Annotated in this window: 16 protein-coding genes and 1 tRNA gene; 10 read left to right on the top strand and 7 right to left on the bottom strand. The window is 42.5% G+C overall.

The genetic code is table 11. The features are described 5' to 3' along the window. Nucleotides 1–156 precede the first annotated feature (156 nt). Nucleotides 157–4,299 (top strand): hybrid sensor histidine kinase/response regulator, encoded by a 4,143-nt coding sequence (locus ACHSBP_RS07370; RefSeq protein ID WP_010559778.1) that lies wholly within the window; start codon nt 157–159, stop codon nt 4,297–4,299. Nucleotides 4,300–4,669: 370 nt separating this feature from the next. Here ACHSBP_RS07370 and ACHSBP_RS07365 read toward each other — a convergent pair whose 3' ends face one another. The 3 genes from ACHSBP_RS07365 to ACHSBP_RS07355 all read right to left on the bottom strand — a co-directional run bounded on the left by ACHSBP_RS07365 (nt 4,670) and on the right by ACHSBP_RS07355 (nt 8,033). Then, a complete protein-coding gene (locus tag ACHSBP_RS07365) occupies nt 4,670–6,799 on the bottom strand; it encodes a S8 family peptidase (RefSeq protein WP_010559779.1) in 2,130 nt (709 codons plus the stop codon). 331 nt (nt 6,800–7,130) lie between these two features. Beyond that, nucleotides 7,131–7,616, bottom strand: coding sequence for a DUF1543 domain-containing protein (locus tag ACHSBP_RS07360; protein WP_010559780.1), 486 nt, complete (start codon nt 7,614–7,616; stop codon nt 7,131–7,133). A gap of 45 nt (nt 7,617–7,661) precedes the next feature. Beyond that, a complete protein-coding gene (locus ACHSBP_RS07355) occupies nt 7,662–8,033 on the bottom strand; it encodes a nuclear transport factor 2 family protein (protein ID WP_010559781.1) in 372 nt (123 codons plus the stop codon). Nucleotides 8,034–8,150: 117 nt separating this feature from the next. Between ACHSBP_RS07355 and ACHSBP_RS07350 the strand changes: the two genes are divergently transcribed. Beyond that, the gene (locus tag ACHSBP_RS07350) at nt 8,151–10,088 is read left to right on the top strand and encodes an ATP-dependent DNA helicase RecQ (protein ID WP_010559782.1); all 1,938 of its coding nucleotides are present in this window, start codon (nt 8,151–8,153) and stop codon (nt 10,086–10,088) included. Here ACHSBP_RS07350 and ACHSBP_RS07345 read toward each other — a convergent pair. The 4 genes from ACHSBP_RS07345 to ACHSBP_RS07330 all read right to left on the bottom strand — a co-directional run bounded on the left by ACHSBP_RS07345 (nt 10,085) and on the right by ACHSBP_RS07330 (nt 12,960). Continuing rightward, nucleotides 10,085–10,807, bottom strand: coding sequence for a Sir2 family NAD-dependent protein deacetylase (locus ACHSBP_RS07345; protein ID WP_010559783.1), 723 nt, complete (start codon nt 10,805–10,807; stop codon nt 10,085–10,087). The genes ACHSBP_RS07350 and ACHSBP_RS07345 overlap by 4 nt on opposite strands. Next, entirely contained in the window at nt 10,800–11,702 is a 903-nt protein-coding gene (locus tag ACHSBP_RS07340) for a DMT family transporter (RefSeq protein ID WP_010559784.1), read from the bottom strand. Before ACHSBP_RS07340 ends, ACHSBP_RS07345 begins: the two co-directional genes overlap by 8 nt. A gap of 298 nt (nt 11,703–12,000) precedes the next feature. Then, nucleotides 12,001–12,774: a delta-class carbonic anhydrase gene (locus ACHSBP_RS07335; RefSeq protein ID WP_010559785.1), complete on the bottom strand. Its 774-nt coding sequence runs from the start codon at nt 12,772–12,774 to the stop codon at nt 12,001–12,003. 42 nt (nt 12,775–12,816) lie between these two features. Continuing rightward, nucleotides 12,817–12,960 (bottom strand): hypothetical protein, encoded by a 144-nt coding sequence (locus ACHSBP_RS07330; RefSeq protein WP_395388444.1) that lies wholly within the window; start codon nt 12,958–12,960, stop codon nt 12,817–12,819. A gap of 109 nt (nt 12,961–13,069) precedes the next feature. On the opposite strand from ACHSBP_RS07330, the gene ACHSBP_RS07325 reads away from it, so the two are divergent. The 8 genes from ACHSBP_RS07325 to pnp all read left to right on the top strand — a co-directional run bounded on the left by ACHSBP_RS07325 (nt 13,070) and on the right by pnp (nt 22,533). Next, nucleotides 13,070–13,146: transfer RNA gene (locus tag ACHSBP_RS07325), tRNA-Met, on the top strand. Nucleotides 13,147–13,367: 221 nt separating this feature from the next. After that, nucleotides 13,368–13,823, top strand: coding sequence for a ribosome maturation factor RimP (gene rimP / locus ACHSBP_RS07320; protein WP_010559786.1), 456 nt, complete (start codon nt 13,368–13,370; stop codon nt 13,821–13,823). A 35-nt stretch (nt 13,824–13,858) separates the two neighbouring features. After that, on the top strand, nt 13,859–15,358 hold the full coding sequence (gene nusA, locus ACHSBP_RS07315; RefSeq protein WP_010559787.1) for a transcription termination factor NusA: 1,500 nt from the start codon (nt 13,859–13,861) through the stop codon (nt 15,356–15,358). A gap of 24 nt (nt 15,359–15,382) precedes the next feature. Then, nucleotides 15,383–18,031 (top strand): translation initiation factor IF-2, encoded by a 2,649-nt coding sequence (gene infB / locus ACHSBP_RS07310; RefSeq protein ID WP_010559788.1) that lies wholly within the window; start codon nt 15,383–15,385, stop codon nt 18,029–18,031. A 93-nt stretch (nt 18,032–18,124) separates the two neighbouring features. Next, the gene (rbfA, locus tag ACHSBP_RS07305; RefSeq protein ID WP_010559789.1) at nt 18,125–18,523 is read left to right on the top strand and encodes a 30S ribosome-binding factor RbfA; all 399 of its coding nucleotides are present in this window, start codon (nt 18,125–18,127) and stop codon (nt 18,521–18,523) included. Beyond that, complete coding sequence (truB, locus tag ACHSBP_RS07300) at nt 18,523–19,461, top strand: tRNA pseudouridine(55) synthase TruB (protein WP_010559790.1); 939 nt, start codon at nt 18,523–18,525, stop codon at nt 19,459–19,461. Before rbfA ends, truB begins: the two co-directional genes overlap by 1 nt. A 129-nt stretch (nt 19,462–19,590) precedes the next feature. Next, on the top strand, nt 19,591–19,857 hold the full coding sequence (gene rpsO / locus ACHSBP_RS07295) for a 30S ribosomal protein S15 (protein ID WP_010559791.1): 267 nt from the start codon (nt 19,591–19,593) through the stop codon (nt 19,855–19,857). Nucleotides 19,858–20,391: 534 nt separating this feature from the next. Beyond that, nucleotides 20,392–22,533 carry a polyribonucleotide nucleotidyltransferase gene (gene pnp / locus ACHSBP_RS07290; protein ID WP_010559792.1) on the top strand — a complete coding sequence of 714 codons (2,142 nt, stop codon included), beginning with the start codon at nt 20,392–20,394 and terminating at the stop codon, nt 22,531–22,533. Nucleotides 22,534–22,582 lie beyond the last annotated feature (49 nt).

Raw genomic sequence — 22,582 nt, 5'->3', positions numbered from 1 at the left:
CTTTGTGCAATCGCAATGCCCAATCAATATAAAAGAGCAGGGGTTACCTTTTCTGAATAAAAGTTAATTGTTCATGAAAATCTCGTCAAAAATCAACAGGTCTTAATATTTAACGTCTATTATTGTGTTAATAACTAAAAGTCTTTTGAAAGTGACATGACCCCAAAAATATCGTTATTTGTAATCTGGCTTGCAATGACATTATTTGCATTTACTGCGAGTAATGCGTTGGCTAATGGGCAATCGTCGTCGCTGATCAACGAGTATGCGATTAAAAAACTGGGCACTGAAGATGGTTTTGTTTCTTCCGAAATTTATTCAATTGTTCAAGATAATCAAGGGTTTTTATGGTTTGGTACCGCTGAAAATGGGGTGATGCGATTTGATGGTCGCAAGGTTGTATTGTTTGAATTTAATAAAATGAATGAAAACGGCTTATCACATAATGACGCGGGCAATTTAATGCTTGATAACGACGGCAGGATTTGGATTGGCACGTGGGGCGGCGGCGCTAATCTTTACGACCCTAAAATTGGACGATTTGAAAACTTCCTACACAGTGCATCGCAAGAAAGCTCGGTATCTTCTAATCGCATTCAATCATTATTACATGACCAAACGGGCATTATTTGGCTTGGCAGCTACGATGGTGGACTAAATAAATATCTTGGCAATGGTCAATTTGAACACATTACAAAAACCGGTGACTCAGAGCCAAGCTTATCTCACAACCGTATTTGGGATATTGCAGACAAAGACGATAATTTTCTGTGGGTAGCGACCAGCTATGGCTTAAATCTATTTAACAAAAACACTCGGCAGTTTAAGCACTTCTTTCCAAACCCAAATAATAAAACCCCAACTGGGGCCAACGAAATTAGAAGTATGTTAATTACCAAAAGCGGAACATTTTATGTCGCCACGCAACAAGGTCCGTTTTTGTTTGAGCCAAATAGCGGTAGCTTCACCGCTATTTTAAATGTAGATCAGCAAGCACTTGGTCAAGTAAATTCGATGATTGAAGACCAAGACGGATTTGTTTGGTTTGTTACAGCAACGGGCATTTATCGCTATGCCAACGACATTGAGCAAATTGAACGGCTAGATTTAGGTTACAACAATGGTTTTCGCATTATTTTTGAGGATTCTTTTGGTGTTATTTGGATCACAAATGAAGTGCACGGCATTTTTAAACTGACACCACAGCGTAAATTTAAATCGATTAATAGCTCGCAACTAAGTGCGCCAAATGGCATAACAGTTGATGAAAACGGCGATGTGCTTATTGCTGCTTCCTCTTCCGCCTTGTTTAAATGGCAAGTACGGGCGAAAAGCTTAGAACCTATTTCGGGCCCGCTTTTCACTAAAGAAAACGGTTTGGCGAATAGTGGCGCTGTAGAAAAACCCATTATATTAAAACAAGGCACCAATTTACTTTGGGTTGCACAAGATCAAGGGCTTGCTAAATACAATTTGGCAACTGGGCAAATTGAAATCATCCGCTACCCTAAAACCGCTGAAAATTACCAAGAATTTAGAGAGTTACGGGCGTTAGCGCTCGATGAACAAGGCAACTTATGGATTGGTACATACAAAAATGGTGTATACGTATACAACACAACGCATAAAACCTTTACACATTTAGACGAAAACAACGGCTTATCGCACCCTGAAGTGCTAAAAATAATGCGCGATAACGACAACAACATGTGGGTTGGCACCGGCAATGGCGTAAACCTGTGGTTGGCTGATAAACAGCGTTTTCGCGTTTACAAAATGGATGAAGCCGATGAGCAAACCTTATTGGGTAGTATCGTACAAGATATTTACCAAGCCAAAAATGGTGCGATTTGGATAGCAACGCAAAAAGGTCTCAACTTATATCAACCCAATAGCCAAACCTTTAAGCATTACAGCGTGTTAAATGGCCTCGCTACATCGTTAATTCGCGCTGTGGTAGATGATCAAAACGGCAACTTATGGCTCACCACTAACAAGGGTATTTCTACCTTAAACCCAAGTACCGATGAAGTTGTTAACTATGATGGCAGTGAAGGGATTTTAGGCGCAAATTATTACGCAAATAGTTTAGTTGTGGCTGCCAACAACACCTTATTTACGAGTAGCCAACGTGGGGTTGAATACTTTAATACTGATCTTGAAGAAAACGAAGTTAAATCACCTAATGTGGTACTGACTGGGTTTAGCAAAATGGGCGAGCAGAAAAAGCTCGATAAACCGTATGCTTATGTGAAAGAAATCGACCTGTCGTATCAAGATTACTTTATTTCATTTGAGTTTTCGGTGTTAGATTTTACTGCGCCTAGCAAAAATCAGTATGCCTATCGCCTTGAGGGGTACGATAACAACTGGATAGAGTTAGGTAACAATAATATTGCGTCATTTACTAATCTGGATGGCGGCAGCTACACCTTGCAAGTTAAAGCAACTAACAGTGCAGGCAAATGGAGTAATGAACTGCTTTCAATCGATTTAAATGTGGCGCCTTCGCCTTTTAAAAGCTGGTGGGCTTATACGCTTTACACTTTATTTGCCGGGGCATTGATTTTTTTAATGATATATCTGCGCACTCGCTTACAACAAAGCGAGATAACTCGACAAAAGCAATTTGTAGTGGCATTAGAAGAGCAAGTTGCTGAAAAAACGGCGTCGCTTGAGCAACAAGCCAAAGAACTCAAACTTGCCTTACAAAAAGCAGAAACCGCAACTAAGTTAAAGTCTGAATTTTTAGCCAATATGAGTCATGAAATCCGCACACCAATGAATGGCGTGATTGGTATGCTGCAACTGTTAAAAGACAGCAGGCTTTCGGATGAACAAGCACACCGCGTGAGCATTGCCAGTTCAAGTGCAAAGTCGTTACTGACGCTGATTAACGATATTCTGGATTTTTCAAAAATAGAAGCAGATCGCATTGAACTTGAATACATTGATTTTGATCTACGTAACTTACTTGAAAAACTCGCAGAATCTGTGGCCCTTGATGCACAGTTAAAAGATGTTGAGGTTATTTTAGATATCAATGCCATTTCGGTCAGTCATGTGAATTCCGATCCTGGGCGAATTCGTCAAATACTCACCAATATTTTAAGTAATGCTGTTAAGTTTACCGAGTCGGGTCAAATTGTGATCCGTGCAGAGCTTTGTGACTCTGAAAAAATAGGGTTCAGCCAGTTAAACTGCGAAATTCAAGATACCGGCATCGGCATTGCCAAAGATAAAGTAACCTCGCTATTTGATGCATTTAGTCAAGGTGATGCATCGACCACACGAAAATACGGCGGCACTGGGCTTGGCCTAAGTATTACACGAAAACTGTGTAATCTACTGCAAGGGGATGTAACGGTTACCAGCAAATTAGGCGAGGGCAGTTGTTTTAATGTCACCTGTTTAGTGAAAAACATCGCGCAGCCAACAAAGGTAAACGATGGCCCACTATTTGCGTTTTTAACGATGTTGATTGCTGACGCTAATGACACTAATTGCCAAGTGATAAAACAGCTTTTAGAGGGCGAGTCAGCAAACGCAATCGTTGCCAATTCTGCTGAGCAGGTAATGGCACATTTAAGTAGTGATTTAGCAACTATCGACTTGGTATTAATGGATGCAAAGTTGTATGAAAATGACTTATTACAACAGCAATTAACGCGCTTAACGCAAACTAATAAAACACAGCTAGTTATAATGGCGCCAATTAATAAACAATTCGATAATGATACGTGTGAAGCGGGTAATATTAGCGCGATTTTAGCAAAACCCGTAACACCAAAAGGCCTGATTAAAGTAATTAAAAGTACGTTGCAAAAATCATCTGAACACACTGATGATGCAAGTGAGCAGCCGACTAGTTTAAATGATACAGACACCACAATTTTTAATGACGTACATGTATTGTTAGTTGAAGATAATCCAGTAAATCAGATGGTCGCGTTGAGTGTTTTGAAAAACTTAGGAGTCACTGCCGATGTTGCCTCAAACGGTCACGATGCGTTAGCAGCACTTAAAGCGATGGATAAACCAAGCGACTATGCGGCAATTATTATGGACTGCCAAATGCCAGAAATGGACGGTTATGAGACCACATCTAAGATTAAATCGGGCGAGGCAGGGAAAAGTGCAGCAAACATTCCCATAATTGCGATGACTGCTAATGCAATGCAAGGTGATGAGCAGAAATGTTTGGCAGCTGGTATGGATGACTACATGACAAAACCGATTGAGAAGGAAACGGTATATCGTAAGTTAAAGCACTGGGTTGGTATAACAAAATTAATATAAAGTAGGGTGTATTCTGAACAATAATCACTTTTTGATATGCCACAATAGCAATGTATCAGATGTTTAATTAGGCTCGTTTGCCGTGAATCTTATTAGCATATTTGGTTCGGGCTAAGAAGCAGATGGATACATACGTTTAAGCACTTTCATCTGCTTAAATCAACCACAGATTCTAATTAGTTACGTTTATTGCGAACTTATTTTTAGCAAATTAGCAGACCCTTAAGCTCATTCAGTTAAGGGATGCGAAGCGTAAATTTACGATGGCTTTATACATTAAAAAATCGTATGAAGTCGTTTTTAAAAATCTAGTTCTACACTTAATAAAAAAGGCCGCATGTGCGGCCTTTTGTTGTCTTCAGAGAGTTTTCTAAGGTCTGTATTGTGCGTCTACGGTTACGCCAGAGTATGCTCTGTATCCATATGCGCCAATGTGCCATGTACCTGCACCTGGGTTGTTAATAGTACAGGTTTCTGTGTTGCCATCGTTCCATGAACGACAGTCGTATGATGACGTGCTTGGCTGGCTACCGTTGCGAATATAAAGATCTGCATCACCTGTACCACCTGAAAGCGTTACTGTGAACGTTGACATACCTGCTGGTACGTCAATTGTGTAACGGCTCCAAGCGCCACGACTTGCTGATACGTTATCAACTGAACCGCCGCCACCATTCGTGCCTCCTGTTGTTGATGATGTGATATTGCCTGTTAGTGACGCACCAGAGAAGGCTTCGTATGCATTTAGCATTACGTGATAAGTACCTGCTGTTGGGTTATCAATAGAACAAGTTTCACCGTTACCTGAGTTCCATGAACGGCACTCATAGCTTGAGGTCGTTGGCTTGCTGCCAGCACGCACATAAAGGTCTGCATCACCCGAGCCACCTGCTAACGTGAAAGTTACGTTAGTTGCGCCAGATGGTACTTCCATGGTGAAGAACGACTGTGCGTTTTTAGCGCCAGAAAGACCAGTTTTAGCAACCTTATCTTCTAACACGTTATCGCCTGTTGGTGGTGTAGTAGTGTCGCCAGACGCCGCATTTACAGCAGCAAGTGCATCAACAATACCGGTACCACAGTTGTTACATGTAGCAGGGAATGAACGCGTTGTTGATTTTAGGATTTGTTCAATTTCATCAGGTGTAGCAGATGGTTTTGCTTGTTTGATTAACGCAGCAACACCGGCAACATGTGGCGCTGCCATTGATGTACCTTGCGAGTATGCATAACTGTCGCTACCTGGGCCTGTTGAACCTGAGTTGTAAGTTGAAAGAACGCCTTCAGGATCGTTTGCAAAGCTCTGTGCGCCACCTGGTGCTGCAACATCAATATTTGCACCATAGTTTGAATAGTATGCACGGCCACCGTTACGGCCAACTGAAGCGACGTTTACAACGCCTGAACAGTTACCTGGGTTGTAGTTTGCAGAGTTATCGTTATCGTTACCTGCTGCAATTACAACTACTGCGCCATTTGCACGGGCAGTGTTAATTGCTGCTTGTGTGGTCGCGCTACACGCACCTGAACCACCTAAGCTCATATTAATAACAGATGCAGGGTTAGCATTCGCTGTGGTGCCAGAAACTGAGCCACCAGATGCCCAAATAATACCGTCAGCGATATCTGACGTTAAACCACCACATTTACCAAGTACACGCACTGGCACAACTTTCGCGTCGTATGCTACACCTGCAACACCTTCGCCGTTATTCGCCACTGCTGCAACCGTACCTGCTACGTGAGTACCGTGCCAGCTTGAACTTTGATCTGAGCGTGGTACTGGTTGACCTGAGCTATCTGTACCACATTCACCCGTTGTAGTTGCATCACCTGGATCGCGTGCATCGTTATCACGACCGCCGCCATCGTTTGCTACGAAAGTATTTGAAATCATATCGTAACCAGGTAATAGGTTTGCATTTAAATCTGCGTGTGGACGGTAACCTGTATCAAGTACCGCAACAGTTACGCCAGCACCTGTTGCTTTATCCCATGCGCTCGGTAAGTTAAGGCCACCGTTTGCTTCATAGTAGTGCCACTGATCTGAATATTGCGGATCATTAGGCGTAGCAAATGGTTGTAACATTTGGTCGATTTCAATGTATTCAATATCACCAGATGCAATCATGTCTTGCATATATTGCTGTGTTTCTTGTGCAGATAGCTTGCCGTCTACTTTAACTACGTGAAGGCCTTGCATAGCCATAGGTCGTACGTAGCGAGATTGCTTTTTAAGCTTCGATTTGAAGTTTGATACAAACGATTGTGCTGAAGCGCGCGGTGCAAAAGATTGCGTATCTGCAGTATGTGCAAATTCTGCAGCGGTTTGCGTTTTGTATTTAATAATGAATTGTGTCGAAAGCTGAGCTTGACCCACTAATTTAGCTTGTACTTCAGCAAGTTGTGAAGGTTCGCTTAATGTATTTGCGTTAGCGCTGATTGCGAGCGGTACTAGCGTGGCTAATAAGCTCTTTTTTAATAATTTATTATTATTCATAGTATTCCCTAGAATTATTGTGATGTTGCCATTTTGGACCCAAATGAGGATCTATTGTTAATTTAATGTGAAACAAAAACTAATAAATTACTAAAAAGCTATAAGTTAATAGTAAATGGTTATAAGCAAGGTGATTGCTTGTCTGCCACCTGGGTTAGCTATGTAAATGGATGTTAATAGCTATATTTCAATAGCTTAGAATTTTCATGACAGGACATTTGTCTGGTTTTTATGAAATTAATACAAAACCATGAGATCAAAAGTGTGATTTAGATTTGTTAATTTTTGCCCTAAATGCAATAGTAGTTGAATTTTACGAAAATAGTCGTAGTTATAGTGGGTGATAACCAAACCAATCTGGTTTGATTGCTTGGCGCTTGCCTGAATAGCTTAATTTGATATAAAAACCATCAATTAAGTTCACAGATAATAAATCATCCACCGCCATTAAACGGTCTTTATGTGGTTTCGATAAATTGTTCGGCACACGCGAAAGCGCGATTTGTTTTGCTTGTTCGGGTGATTGCGCCACGATTAATTCAAAACTGTGTTGCTCCATAATGTGATCAGGGTAATACGCACCTAAATTAACAAAAAACAGGGTGTGTTGACTTGGCTCTGGGTGCTCTGAGAGCGAAATTTCAAAGCCGTCAATGTGTTTTATTTCACAGTAACTGTCCATATGCACCTTGGCTTTATCGCCACACCATTGCTGTTTCAGCGCATTAAACGTTTGCTCTATGGTTTCACCTACGACAAAACGAATATCATGCATTTCGATATTGCAGCCGCTTACTTTACCGCCTAAACACACCATAAATAGTCGTTTCACAGTTGACCCTTTTGTTAGTTTTTAAAGGTTTTAGTCACGCATAAAGGATACGCGTTTAATTAAACCGTCTTCAATTTGGTAGCTCGCAATCACCACGACATCGGTATCAATAATATTTGGGTCTTGTGATGCGCTACAGGCACGCTCTTTATCGACCAGAAAATTGTCATTTACAATACGGTTTAACGATGTAGCATTTAAATACACTAGCGACGCAAACTTAGCACCATACCGTTTGATTAATTCGTCTTTGCCCTGATACTGCAATCCGCCAGGAAATGCATGAATTTCTACGTCATCGTGGTAGGTTGCAGCAAACGCATCAATATCGCGGTTATTGTAGGCATCAAGTTGCTTATCAACGATGGCAATGGTTTGTTGTTCTATCTCTGAATAGGTCATTGTAAATTGCTTGTATTAGCTCAAAGAGCGCGATTGTAGTAAAGTTTTACCTTTCGCAACATGATTTTGCGATAAACTTGTAGTTGCCAGCCTATTATTATTTTTCAGTGAGCCCAAATGAATCAAACACAGTTACAGCAAGCGCTAAAACACCATTTTAACTTTGATGTTTTTCGTGAAGGACAAGGACAAACCATTTCGCAGCTTTTAGCAGGCCATTCAAGCCTTGCTGTATTTCCTACCGGCTCAGGTAAGTCTTTGTGTTACCAACTTACCGCGCTGTTGTTACCGCATTTAACCTTAGTGGTGTCACCCTTGCTCGCACTGATGAAAGATCAGGTGGATTTTCTTAATAGCAAAGGCATTGCAGCCGCGAGTTTAGATTCGAGCCTTGATAAAGATAGTTACTTTGATGTGGTTAATCGTGTAAGGCAAGGCGAAATAAAAATTCTTATGGTGTCGGTAGAGCGCTTTAAAAACGAACGGTTTAGGCAGTTTATTAACTCGGTTGCGATTTCTATGCTGGTGGTTGATGAAGCCCACTGTATTTCGGAATGGGGTCACAACTTTAGGCCTGATTATCTAAAATTGCCGCAGTACCGTGAAGAGCTGAATATTCCGCTGGTATTACTGTTAACGGCGACCGCAACAAAAAAAGTTAAACAGGATATGGCGGCTAAATTTCAAATCCAGCAACAGCATATAGTGCAAACGGGTTTTTATCGTCATAATCTCGATTTATCGGTGATCCCAGCGGTTGCGGGGCAAAAAACACAGCAACTAGTTGATGTTGTAAAGTCACAACAGGGTTGTGGCATTGTGTATGTGACGTTGCAGCAAACTGCAGAATCTGTCGCAACCATACTTGCTGATCAGGGAATTAATGCAGTCGCGTATCATGCTGGTCTTGGCGCTGAGCAACGTCAAATGATTCAAAATCAATTTATGCAAAGCGACAATCAAGTGGTTGTTGCAACCATCGCCTTTGGCATGGGTATTGATAAAAGCGATATTCGCTTTGTGGTGCATTATGATTTACCGAAATCAATCGAAAACTATTCGCAAGAAATTGGCCGAGCGGGGCGTGATGGCAACCCATCTAATTGCTTTGTATTGGGTAATCTCGATGATGTAACTACGCTTGAAAACTTTGTCTACGGTGATACGCCTGAAGCAACGAGTTTGCAGCGGTTTTTTAACGACATACGCGAGCAAAGCCAAGATAATTTATGGCAGTGCCAAATTTATTCACTGTCACAGACAACAAACATTCGCCAGTTAACGTTAAAAACGGTACTCGTACAATGTGAGCTGTTAGGTTTATTAACCGGCAAGTACAGTTATTTTGCTGAGTATCGCTATTTTTTCAAATCGGATAAAGCAAGCGTCTTAGCTAAATTTAATCCCGAGCGACAAGCATTTTTAAACCAGTTATTTGATGCAACTGACTTTAAGAAAAAGTGGGGCAGTATCGATGTTAGTGAGTTTGCCATGCAATCTGGGCTTGACCGTTCGCGAGTATTGTCGGCACTTGAGTATTTACACGAGCAGGGCGATATTGAGCTTGAAAGCAAACAGCTTGTAGATGTTTATGCCGTTAATTCTAGCTTATTAGATAATAATGAGCTGCTTAGTCAGCTAACAGATTATTTTGCGAGTAATGAAAAAAGCGAAGTGGCGCGTATCAACACCATGTTGCGCTATTTTCAGCTAGACACGTGTTTAAGTTACAATTTGGCGCGCTATTTTGATGATCAAGGTGCGCCACAGCAGTGTGGTCATTGCAGTGTGTGCCGTGGGCAAGTTGCTAAGTTGCAATATATTGATACGCAAAAACAGCTCATAGAAAATCAAATCAATGGTTATTTAACACCATTAGATATTGCATTAAATGGGCAAGGGTTTGAATTAAGCGATACGCTAGCCGCGCGATTTTTAACAGGCTTAACACAACCTGTGTTCACAAAAGTAAAAGCGTCAAAAATGGCAGGGTATGCGGTATACGATACCGTGCCATTTGAATTGGTGAAGAGCGCAGTAGCGCGAAACCGCTAGCCTATTTTTTCAATGTATTCTAGCGCCGTCATTTGGTGGTAAGTGACATCGCTGTGTAATACATGAGCCGGATTGGGGTCAACTATCTCAATTGGAATAGCATTTTGACGTGCCACTTCGAGCGCCATTTGTGTAATGTTGACACTAAACGATGTGCCGATGAATACCATTTTATCGGCGTTATACATGCGGTTTTGCGCCTCAGTGATTTGGTACAAATCGGTATAAAATTCATCAAACAGTAAAACATAAGGTTTTAGTGACACATTGAGCTCTGGCCCGTGTTTTGAAATCTTAAAAATATCGAGCAATGATGTTTTAAGGTTTTGCTCGTCAACGTCCTGCCATGGCGCGTTAAAACGTTCAACAACCGGCCCTTGTTCATGATAAAGCGTAACGTGATCAATACGGCCATGAATTGAAATGTAATGTTGATTGCCCGCTTTGCCATCAAGGCCATCTATATTTTGTGTAATGAGGTTTTTGTCGGCTAGCCAATAGTGTGCCTTGTTGGGGCCGTGGTTGCGGTAAGTTACAAAACGCGTGTAATACCAAGCCAAAAACTCCGCCGGATTATGTTGATACATGGCACGGGTTGCCATCTCTTGTGGCGTGTAATTATTGCTGCCAATGGTCCAAAAACCGTCTTCGCCACGAAAGGTCGGTATACCACTGGCACTACTTACACCTGCTCCAGTGATATATAAAGTATTAGTCATATCGCAATGCACTTCTTTTTTTGCTTTTAAGTAGTTTATCGCCAAATTGAAATAAACCAAGACCAGTGACAATAATCACCGCGCCAATAATTAGTGAGGGTGACAGAGGTTCATTGTTTAACAGTGTACCCAATGCAATGGCAAACCCTGGTGTAATCAGTGTGATCAAGGCAACCGTGCTGGCTTCTAACTTTTGTAACACATGAAAATACGCCAAAAAGCCAAGTAGCGAACCAAATACACCTAAATATAAAATTGAGGCGATGGCTCGATGACTCCAACCGCTCGGCGCAAAGGTACCATCCACCAGTAACCAAGTGATAAAAAATAGAGGCGTTGCAATAATGAGTGCGCCAAAGGTGGTTGCCATTGGATGAATAGCCAGCTTTACGGTTTTAACCATCACACCGCTTAAGCTAAAGAAACACACCGCAGCGAGTACACACAAAAGACCCACATCAAACACCGAACCGCCAGCGAGTTGATCTTTACACACTAGCGCTAAACCGCACACCGAGAGCATTAAGGCAATCACTTTTACTTTGCTAAATTTGGCTTCATTTAAAATACGCTGTGCTAGCAAGCCCGATAAAATTGGTGCAAGGCCAAAAACCAGTGAAATAACGCCAGAAGGCACGGACTGCGCTGCAAAGTAACTGAGCATCATGCCGCCATAAATGCCAAGCGCTGAATAGGCGTATAACTTTATCGCTCTGCCATGCCAAGGTAAGCGAATATTCGCAATCGCCATTACAAATGCGCCAAGCACTAGGGCGATTAACATGCGCAAAAATACCGACATGGTTGGCGGAATAGAATCACTGCTCCATACAATGCCAAGCGGCGTGGTTGACCAAATTAGCACGACAAAAAAATACGATACCTTAACAGGCATAATAGCGTTCCTAAATTTGGCAGATAAAAGAAGTGAGAGGGAGTGACTAACCGCTTTTACCTGCGGTTAAATCATTTAACCGCGTTAAGTACGACGTAGCAGGGCATTGACCGTGTTGGCCTGCCATGTATTCCATACTAGATGCGAGTTAAAGAGTGTCATTTATTTTCAATGTAAGTATTCGTTTAAGAAGTTATAGATTCGTTTGGAATGGGAATGAAGTCAAGCAGAAAAAAGGGTAATTAAATTACCCTTCATAAAACAAATGTAACAAGCTATGTTAGCGTGAAACGAAAACTTAGTTAATTGGCGCTAATAACGTTGGGTTGGTTACTAACTGACGCACGCCATGCGCGTGATCTTCTTTAAAAACGTTCGCTTCACACCATTTACCAATAGTATTGATGTTTAGCTTTGCACACTGTGGACGTACATTCCATGTAACTTGAAGTGGTGAACATGATTTTTCGCTAAAGCTTGGGCCTGTAGTTGAACCTAAAAACTCAACTGGCGCACCCGTGTTATTTGGAATATGTTTAGCTTGGTGATAACCGTTTACGACATTGCCGTCGTAGCTTAAGTCGTTAAAATCCAGTGCATCGTCATCATTTACTAAGGTAAATACTTGAGTTTCTACGCGTAGGTCTGGATTTGCACATTTTTCACTTAAGCATGAACCTAAACCTTTACCCGGTTTAACATCACATGAGGTGTGTACCCAATGCACTTCAATGGTGTCCCCCGGTTTTAAGCCTTTACAAATTTTACCTTTTGGCGCTTTTAATTCAGCGGCACTAAGTGACTCAGAGATATTACATTGGTAACCGCCATATTTACCGTCACCTGCAAATAAAGAAAAATCTTTCGCTTTGTGTTCGGCATTTTTATGGAAGTGGATATTACATAAGTTAAGCTGTTCTTTGGCCGGTGCTTTGCTGAAAACTACTTTATTCTCGCCAACTAGGTTATCAATATCGCGCGGTGTTTGCGGGCCAAAGCCCTCACAGGTATCGGCAAGTGTTGTCGTGGCAAAGCTCAATGCGATGGCTGAAAAAAGTGCTTTTTTTATCATTATGGTTTCCCTTAAAAAGTTGTCTCGGCATACGCAACGCACTTATACCGCTGCAAAAGCATTGGCTTTTGGCAAATAGGCGGCGGTGGCAACGTATGGTTCTTTTTCAGGGGAGCGCGAGTGTAGCACGGCGTTTATGGCTTTTTCTGAATTTAATGATTTTTTTAATTGTTTTTTATTTAACATTATCGCAACAATAAAAGCTTGATAAGAGGTTGCTTATTGACTTATGGAAGCTTATAATCCTCACCATATTTTTAGTCGTGCACTGCGTGACTAACTAAGTAGTCATTGGCGCGGGATGGAGCAGCCTGGTAGCTCGTCGGGCTCATAACCCGAAGGTCGTCGGTTCAAATCCGGCTCCCGCAACCAACTACCTGTTACTTTTGTAACTTGCGCGCATTACTTAATGCGCGTTTTGCGTTTAGGCAAAGAGTATTTGCCTAATTTGGTTTTCGACCCGCACCAAGCTTGGCCAACGGCCACACAGATTAGTTTTTGATGTGACGCCCCGCTTGGTTCGGGGCGTTGTTGTATCTGAAACGCTAGAAGTTGGGGCATATGCCCTTTTTTTGTTTGTACGGAGAGATGTTGTGACTAAACTCGAACAAGATTTAATAGCGATGTTTGAGCCTACCATTGAAGATATGGGCTTTGAATTATTGGGCTTAGAGTTGGCGCAAGCGGGCCGCAATTCGACGCTGCGCGTGTATATCGATCATGAAAACGGCGTAAATGTAGATAACTGTGCCGATGTCAGCAGGCAAATTAGCGCTATCTTAGACGTTGAAGATCCGATAACGAATGAATTTAACTTGGAAGTATCTTCGCCAGGCATTGACAGACCATTATTTAAACCAGAACACTTTGTTAAAGCCACAGGTGAAGAAGTGCGTTTACGCACTAAGCTTCCACAAGACGGTCGCCGCAATTTTAAAGGCGACTTAACCCAGGTTAATGGCGATATGATTACGCTTAACATCGACGGTACGGATTGTATGATCATGCTATCGAATGTTGAAAAAGCGAACATCATCGCTAAGTTTTAATCGTGCGAAAGGAATAGGGCAAGCGAGGCAAGAAGATGGCAAAAGAAATACTTTTGGTGGCAGAAGCTGTTTCGAATGAAAAAGCAGTACCACGAGATAAAATTTTTGAAGCACTAGAGTTCGCACTAGCGACAGCGACAAAGAAAAAGCACGAAGGTGATATTGACGTACGTGTAAGTATCGACCAAAAAACAGGTGAATACGATACGTTCCGTCGTTGGATGGTGGTAGAGCCACAAGAAGACGGTAGTTTAGAGCATCCTTTCCGCGAGATTACGTTTGAAGCTGCGCAGGTTGATGAACCTGAAATCCAGCTTGGCGATTTTGTTGAAGAACAAATTGAATCAGTTAAGTTTGACCGTATTACAACACAAACTGCGAAGCAAGTAATCGTGCAGAAAGTACGTGAAGCTGAGCGCGCATTGGTTGTTGAAGCGTACAAAGATCAAGAAGGTGAGATGATCACCGGTGTTGTTAAAAAAGCAACGCGTGACGCAATCGTACTTGATTTAGGTAACAATGCAGAAGCGGTTATTTACCGTGATGATATGTTACCACGTGAAAACCACCGTCCGGGCGACCGTGTACGTGGTTTACTTTATGCAGTTAAGCCAGAAGCGCGCGGCGCACAATTATTTGTAACGCGTTCTAAGCCTGACATGCTAATTGAACTTTTCCGCATCGAAGTGCCAGAAATTGGCGAAGAGATGATTGAAATTAAATCTGCAGCGCGTGATCCAGGATCACGTGCCAAGATTGCGGTTAAGTCAAACGACAAGCGTATTGATCCAGTAGGTGCGTGTGTAGGTATGCGTGGTGCACGTGTACAAGCCGTATCAACTGAGCTATCAAACGAACGTATTGATATCGTGCTTTATGATGATAACCCAGCGCAATACGTAATTAACGCAATGGCACCTGCCGAGGTAGCGTCGATTGTTGTTGATGAAGATTCGCGTTCAATGGATATCGCAGTAGAAGCCGATAATCTAGCGCAAGCGATTGGCCGTAATGGTCAAAACGTACGTTTAGCAAGTCAATTAACTGGCTGGGAACTAAACGTAATGACAGTGGAAGATATGCAGAAGAAGAATGAAGAAGAGTCAGATAAGCTGGTTTCTTTATTCACTGAAGGTCTGGATATCGACGACGATTTTGCAGAGTTCTTAATTCAAGAAGGCTTCTCTTCACTTGAAGAAGTAGCTTATGTACCTGTAGCTGAATTCCTTGAAATTCAAGGCTTAGATGAAGCAACAGTAGAAGAGCTTCGCGAGCGCGCAAAGGCTGCGTTAACTACGCAAGCACTTAAAACAGAAGAGTCTCTAGAGGGCGCAGAGCCTGCAGCAGACTTATTAGGCCTAGAAGGTCTAGATCGTCACCTCGCATTCGTAATGGCGAGCAAAGGTGTAGTTACCCTTGAAGATCTTGCAGAGCAAGGTGTGGACGAACTTGTAGACATTACTGAACTAAGCGAAGAACAAGCGGGTGAGCTAATCATGGCTGCACGTAATATTTGCTGGTTTGGCGACGAATAATTATTGACGGAGGTAAAGTAAATAATGGCAGAAGTAAGTATTGATAAACTCGCCAGCGACATAGGTACAACTGTTGATAAACTAGTGCAACAGTTCAAAGACGCTGGAATTGAGAAATCTCCGTCAGATCAAGTTACTGAAGATGAAAAAGCGCAGTTACTTGATCATTTAAGCCGCGCACATGGTGGTGAAGGTACAAGTGCACCAACGCGCATGACGTTACAGCGTAAGAGCAAAAGCACATTAAGTGTGCCAAGTGGCTCAGGCAAAGCAAAGTCAGTGCAAGTAGAAGTACGTAAAAAGCGCACTTATGTTAAGAAAAGTGCACTAGAAGAGCAGGCGGCTGAGCAAGCAGCAGAGCAGGCACGTATCGAAGCTGAGCAACAAGCACAGCAAGAAGCAGAGTTAAAAGCAAAGCAAGAGGCTGAATTGAAAGCGAAGCAAGAAGCAGAACGCAAAGCAAAAGAAGAAGCTGAACGTAAAGCAAAAGCAAATGCTGAGCCAAAAGCAAAGGCACCTGAAGCACCTAAGATGACCGCTGAAGAAAAAGCGGAAGAAGAACGTCTTCAACGCGAAGCTGAAGAAGCGGCTAAGCGTAAAGTTGAAGAAGAAGCAAAGCGTGCTGAAGAAGAAGCGAAGCGTTTAGCTGAAGAAAACGAAGCGCGTTGGAAAGCGGAAGAAGAAGAGCGTAAACGTCGTGAAGAAACGGCGGATTACCACAGCACTTCATCTGAAGCAGCGCGTCTTGCTGAAGACGAGTCTGACATGAAAGAAGAACAGTCAGCCCGTCGTTCAGGCAAGAAGAAAAAGAAAAAAGAAGATGCACCTGCACCACGCGGTAAAGGTAAAGCAGGTAAAAAGGGCAAGCTTAAAGCGCCTCAGTCACTGCAACACGGTTTCCAAAAACCAACTCAAGAAGTAACGCGTGACGTTCGCATCAGCGAAACAATCACAGTAGCTGAACTTGCTTCTCGTATGGCGGTTAAAGGTACTGAAGTTATCAAGACCATGATGAAAATGGGCGAAATGGTAACAATTAACCAAGTACTAGACCAAGAAACAGCATCACTTGTTGCTGAAGAAATGGGTCACAAAGTTGTATTGGTTAAAGAAAACGAGCTGGAAGAGAAAGTACTTTCAGATCGTGGTGCAGACGGTGAGCAAGCGCCACGTGCACCAGTTGTTACTGTTATGGGTCACGTTGACCATGGTAAAACATCAACACTTGACTACATCCGTTCTAAGAACGTAGTAGACGGTGAAGCCGGTGGTATTACGCAGCACATTGGTGCATACCACGTTGAAACAGACAACGGCATGATCACTTTCCTAGATACTCCGGGTCACGCAGCGTTTACCTCAATGCGTGCACGTGGTGCGAAAGCAACGGATATCGTAGTACTTGTAGTTGCAGCAGACGATGGCGTAATGCCACAAACAATCGAAGCAGTACAGCACGCGAAAGCAGCTGAAGTACCACTGATTGTTGCAGTGAACAAAATCGATAAAGAAGGCGCAGATCCAGATCGCGTTAAGAACGAGCTTTCACAGCACGACGTAATCCCTGAAGATTGGGGTGGTGACGTACAGTTTGTTCATATCTCTGCGAAAGTAGGTACTGGTGTTGATGATTTATTAGAAGCAATTCTAATGCAGTCAGAGCTACTTGAACTAACAGCTGTTCATGAAGGCATGGCATCTGGTGTGGTTATCGAATCACGTCTAGATAAAGGTCGCGGTCCTGTTGCTTCTGTACTTGTTCAATCAGGTACGCTTAAGCAAGGCGATATCGTACTGTGTGGTCTAGAGTACGGCCGTGTTCGTGCGATGCGCGACGAAGATGGTAAAGAAATTAAAGAAGCGGGCCCGTCAATCCCTGTTGAGATTCTAGGTCTTTCAGGTGTGCCTGCGGCTGGTGATGAAGCAACAGTTGTTAAAGACGAGCGTAAAGCACGTGAAGTTGCACTTTATCGTCAAGGTAAATTCCGTGATGTGAAACTTGCACGTCAGCAGAAAGCGAAGCTTGAGAACATGTTCTCTAACATGACCGAAGGTGATGTGTCTGAAGTGAACGTAGTACTTAAAGCAGACGTACAAGGTTCAGTAGAAGCAATCTCTGATGCACTTGTTAAGCTTTCTACAGATGAAGTTAAAGTTAAGATTGTTGGTACTGGTGTTGGCGGTATCACTGAAACTGATGCAACACTTGCAGCAGCGTCAAATGCAATCGTTGTTGGCTTTAACGTGCGTGCCGACGTATCAGCACGTAAAGTAATCGATAGCGAAAACCTAGACTTACGTTACTACAGCGTAATCTACGACCTTATCGATGAAGTTAAGCAAGCAATGTCAGGTATGCTTGCACCAGAATTCAAGCAAGAGATCATTGGTCTTGCAGAAGTACGTGACGTGTTTAAGTCACCGAAAATTGGTGCAATCGCTGGTTGTATGGTTACTGAAGGTCTTGTTAAGCGCAATAACCCAATTCGTGTTCTACGTGATAACGTTGTTATCTACGAAGGTGAACTTGAATCACTACGCCGCTTTAAAGACGACGTTCAAGAAGTTCGTAACGGTATGGAATGTGGTATCGGTGTTAAGAACTACAACGACGTTAAAGTTGGTGACCAAATCGAAGTATTTGAAGTTGTTGAAGTTCAGCGTAGCCTGTAACTTTCACTTCAATAATTAGATAATTCTTTGGGGGCTTTATGCCCCCTTTATGCTATTTTCTCAAATAGTATTTAAGAGGAATAAGAAAAGTTTATGAGAGAATTTTCTCGTACAGATAGAGTGGGTCAACAGATCCAAAAAGAAGTGGCACTTATTTTACAACGTGAAATTAAAGATCCACGTCTTGGTATGATCACTGTGAGCGCAGTAGAAGTATCACGTGATTTATCGTACGCCAAAGTGTTTGTTACAACGCTTAATGATCACGACGAAGAAAAGTCAAAACTGATCATGAAAATTTTAGGCGAAGCACAGGGCTTTGTACGTTCATTACTTGGTAAACGTATTCGCGCACGTATTGTGCCTGAAATTAAGTTCGTAATGGATACTTCATTATTAGAAGGTATGCGCATTTCGAATTTAGTTGATCAAGTAATTCGCGACGACAACGAAAAGCGTGGCGATGAGCCACAAGAAGGTCAAGAAGACTAATGGGGCGTAGGCAAAAAGGTCGTGCAATTGACGGCATTTTACTGTTAAACAAACCAACTGGCATCTCATCAAGTAAAGCACTGCAAATTGCTAAGGGCATTTACTTTGCGCAAAAAGCAGGACATACCGGTGCACTTGATCCACTGGCAACAGGCATGTTGCCAATTTGTTTTGGTGAAGCGACCAAGTTTTCGCAGTTTTTGTTAGATACTGATAAAACCTATGTGGTGCGTGCTAAGTTGGGCGAACGCACTGACACCTCAGATTCAGATGGCGAAATTGTTGAAACTAAGCCAGTTAATATCACTAAGCAGCAGTTAGTTGATGCAGTGAAATCATTTGAAGGCGAATCGGACCAATACCCATCGATGTACTCGGCGCTGAAATATGAAGGCAAACCTTTATATTACTATGCAAGACAAGGCATCGAAGTGCCACGTAAGTGCCGTAAAATCAATGTGTTTAGTTTAACCCTAGACGAAGTTGATTTTGACAATAACGAAATTCAAATGACCGCGCATGTGAGTAAAGGCACTTACATTCGCACTATTGTTGACGATTTAGGTGAAAAGCTAGGCTGTGGCGCACACGTTATTATGCTGCATCGCAGTGCAGTGGGTCATTATCCGGCTGAACAAATGATGACGCTTGACGAATTACAAGCGATTCTTGATGACGCAAAAGCAAACGACATCACACCGAGCGAAAAGCTTGATCCATTATTATTGCCAATGGATACCGCATTATATGGTATGACAGAAGTGTTGGTAACCGATGGGCAGGCGAAAGCGTTTAGTCATGGTCAGGCGGCAACTATGCCAAACCTACCCGACGGTGAGTTTAAAGTTATCCGTCAAAGCGATAACCGCTTTATGGGCATTGGTGAGCGCAATAGTGACGGCCAACTTAAATCTAAGCGTGGATTATCTAACGCTTAGCAATAAAGTATTTACTGCTACTTGTAGTAATTTTAAATGCTGGTAGAATACGCCAGCTTAAACGCTTTGGCTGAATTAGTGATCGGCTAAAGTAAATTCAATTAACTCACTAAATTTTGGAGTCTAACAATGCTAAGCATTCAAGAAAAAGCTGAAATCGTTGCTAAATTTGCACGTGCTGAAGGCGATACTGGTTCACCAGAAGTACAAGTTGCACTTTTAACTTTCGATATCAACAAGCTTCAAGGTCACTTCGCTGATCACAAGCACGATTTCCACTCACGTCGTGGTCTTCTTCGCAAAGTAAGTCAACGTCGTAACCTTCTTGACTACCTAAAGCGTAAAGACGTTGAGCGTTATTCAGCGCTAATCAAAGAGCTTGGCCTACGTCGCTAATCACTTTGATGCCAAAAAAGCAGCCTCGGCTGCTTTTTTTGTGTCTGAAATTCGCGTTTATACGTTTTAAAATAAAGCTTCATTCAAAGAAGTAAGAGTAGTGCTTGTAAGTCAACGTACTTTCATAAACCCGCTTCTTGACACCCTAAAGCGTAAAGACGCCCGGCGTTATTCAGCGCTAATCAAAGAGCTTGGCCTACGTCGCTAATCACTTTGATGCCAAAAAAAGCAGCTTCGGCTGCTTTTTTTGTGTCTGAAATTTAACAATATATAAGATTAACACCTTGCCATTTGGCATAAAAAAACATGACATAGGCTGCTTTTTTACGCTGCGACACTACCATCTTTCGCGCTATGCAGTATACTAGCGCACAAGTGAAATGCTTGGTGCTAAACAACGCTAAATCATTCACTTAATAAACTGATGCCAATTGTAGTAGTTAATCGATTTTGCTCGCTTAATTTATCGTCAAATACGATTAACTACTGTAATTGGTGTTATTCAAATAGCTATACAAAATAAAGGATTTTTTAATGCAACCAATTATTAAAAAATTTCAGTTTGGTCAACATGAAGTGACTTTAGAGACGGGCGCAGTTGCTCGTCAAGCAGATGCAGCAGTTATCGCGAGCATCGGTGATACAGCAGTACTTGTATCAGTAGTAGGTAAGCGCGAAGCGGCACCTGGTCAAGATTTCTTCCCACTCACAGTTAACTACCAAGAGCGTATGTACGCTGCTGGTCGTATCCCAGGTGGTTTCCTTAAGCGTGAAGGTCGTCCAAGCGATGGCGAAACACTTACAGCACGTCTAATCGACCGTCCAATCCGTCCACTTTTCCCAGACGGTTTCGTAAACGAAGTACAAGTAATTGCAACAGTTGTTTCAATTGACCCAGAAATCAAGCCTGACATCGTAACGTTAATCGGTACTTCTGCGGCACTTGCTATTTCTGGTATTCCATTTAATGGTCCACTTGGTGCAGCGCGCGTTGGTTATATCAATGACCAGTATGTACTTAACCCATCAGCAACTGAGCTAGTTGAAAGTAAACTAGACCTAGTTGTTGCAGGTACTGAAAACGCAGTACTTATGGTTGAATCAGAAGCTGAAGTGCTTTCTGAAGACGTGATGCTTGGTGCGGTTGTATACGGCCACGAGCAATCACAAGCAGCGATTAAAGCAATCAATGAATTCCAAGCTGAAGCGGGTAAGCCAGCATGGGATTGGACTGCTCCAGAGAAGAACGTAACACTTGCTGACAAGATTGCAGCGATTGCAGAAGAGAAAGTAGGCGCAGCTTACTTAATCACTGACAAAGTAGCACGTAAAGAAGCCATTTCTGCTGCAAAAGCTGAAGTTGTTGAAAAACTAACAGCAGAACTAGCAGAAGACGAATCACTAGACGAGCAAGAAGTAGGTAAATTATTCGGTTCTCTAGAGAAGAAAATCGTACGTGGCCGCATCATTGCTGGCGAAAAGCGTATCGACGGTCGTGAACCAGACATGGTTCGTGCACTAGACGTAATGACGGGTGTACTTCCACGTACTCACGGTTCAGCTATCTTCACTCGTGGTGAAACGCAAGCACTTGTAACTGCAACACTTGGTACAGAACGTGATGCTCAGATGATCGACGACCTAACAGGTACTAAGACTGATCGTTTCATGCTTCACTATAACTTCCCTCCATACTGTGTTGGTGAAACTGGTTTTGTAGGTTCACCTAAGCGTCGTGAAATCGGTCACGGTAACCTAGCGAAGCGTGGTATTGCTGCAGTAATGCCAAGCCTTGAAGAGTTCCCGTACTCAGTTCGTGTGGTTTCAGAAATCACTGAATCAAATGGTTCTTCTTCAATGGCATCAGTGTGTGGTACTTCACTTGCGCTTATGAATGCAGGTGTACCAACTAAAGCGTCTGTTGCTGGTATAGCAATGGGTCTAGTGAAAGAAGGCGACGACTTCGTTGTTCTTTCTGACATCTTAGGTGATGAAGATCACTTAGGTGATATGGACTTTAAAGTAGCAGGTTCATCAGAAGGTGTAACTGCACTTCAAATGGATATCAAGATTGAAGGTATCAACAAAGAAATCATGCAAATCGCGCTTAACCAAGCAAAAGCGGCTCGTATGCACATTCTTTCAGTAATGGACCAAGCAATCGACAAGCCAAGCGAAGAGCTTTCTGAGTTTGCACCGCGTATCTATGTTGTTAACATTCCACCTAAGAAAATTGCTGATGTTATCGGTAAAGGTGGCGCAACAATCCGTGCACTTACTGAAGAAACGGGTACAACAATCGAAATCGAAGATGACGGTACAGTTAAAATTGCTGCAACTAACGGCGAAAGCGCACGCGCTGCAATCGCACGTGTTGAGCAATTAACTGCTGAATTAGAAGTAGGTACTATCTACTCTGGTAAAGTTGTTCGTATCGTAGACTTCGGTGCATTTGTTAACGTACTACCAGGTAAAGATGGCCTAGTCCACATTTCACAAATCAGTGAAGAGCGTGTAAACAACGTAGCTGATCACCTAAAAGTAGGCGACGAAGTACAAGTTAAAGTACTTGAAGTTGACCGCCAAGGCCGTGTACGTCTAAGCATCAAAGAAGCGCTTAAGAAAGACGACGCACCAGCTGAAGCAAACGCTGAAGAAAAAGCATCAGAAGAATAAGTCGACTAAATAAGACTTAGCGATAAAAAAGGGGCTGAATAGCCCCTTT

It is taken from the genome of Pseudoalteromonas sp. XMcav1-K (assembly GCF_044005875.1).
Taxonomy (GTDB): Bacteria; Pseudomonadota; Gammaproteobacteria; order Enterobacterales; family Alteromonadaceae; genus Pseudoalteromonas; species Pseudoalteromonas spongiae.
This window is presented reverse-complemented; position numbering and strand designations above follow the sequence as displayed.

Bases quoted from the DNA above. Each gene is read 5' to 3' on its own strand.
- ACHSBP_RS07370 (WP_010559778.1), top strand. From the start codon at position 157: ATGACCCCAAAAATATCGTTATTTGTAATCTGGCTTGCAATGACATTA.
- ACHSBP_RS07365 (WP_010559779.1), bottom strand. From the start codon at position 6,799: ATGAATAATAATAAATTATTAAAAAAGAGCTTATTAGCCACGCTAGTA.
- ACHSBP_RS07360 (WP_010559780.1), bottom strand. From the start codon at position 7,616: ATGGTGTGTTTAGGCGGTAAAGTAAGCGGCTGCAATATCGAAATGCAT.
- ACHSBP_RS07355 (WP_010559781.1), bottom strand. From the start codon at position 8,033: ATGACCTATTCAGAGATAGAACAACAAACCATTGCCATCGTTGATAAG.
- ACHSBP_RS07350 (WP_010559782.1), top strand. From the start codon at position 8,151: ATGAATCAAACACAGTTACAGCAAGCGCTAAAACACCATTTTAACTTT.
- ACHSBP_RS07345 (WP_010559783.1), bottom strand. From the start codon at position 10,807: ATGACTAATACTTTATATATCACTGGAGCAGGTGTAAGTAGTGCCAGT.
- ACHSBP_RS07340 (WP_010559784.1), bottom strand. From the start codon at position 11,702: ATGCCTGTTAAGGTATCGTATTTTTTTGTCGTGCTAATTTGGTCAACC.
- ACHSBP_RS07335 (WP_010559785.1), bottom strand. From the start codon at position 12,774: ATGATAAAAAAAGCACTTTTTTCAGCCATCGCATTGAGCTTTGCCACG.
- ACHSBP_RS07330 (WP_395388444.1), bottom strand. From the start codon at position 12,960: ATGTTAAATAAAAAACAATTAAAAAAATCATTAAATTCAGAAAAAGCC.
- nusA (WP_010559787.1), top strand. From the start codon at position 13,859: ATGGCAAAAGAAATACTTTTGGTGGCAGAAGCTGTTTCGAATGAAAAA.
- infB (WP_010559788.1), top strand. From the start codon at position 15,383: ATGGCAGAAGTAAGTATTGATAAACTCGCCAGCGACATAGGTACAACT.
- rbfA (WP_010559789.1), top strand. From the start codon at position 18,125: ATGAGAGAATTTTCTCGTACAGATAGAGTGGGTCAACAGATCCAAAAA.
- truB (WP_010559790.1), top strand. From the start codon at position 18,523: ATGGGGCGTAGGCAAAAAGGTCGTGCAATTGACGGCATTTTACTGTTA.
- rpsO (WP_010559791.1), top strand. From the start codon at position 19,591: ATGCTAAGCATTCAAGAAAAAGCTGAAATCGTTGCTAAATTTGCACGT.
- pnp (WP_010559792.1), top strand. From the start codon at position 20,392: ATGCAACCAATTATTAAAAAATTTCAGTTTGGTCAACATGAAGTGACT.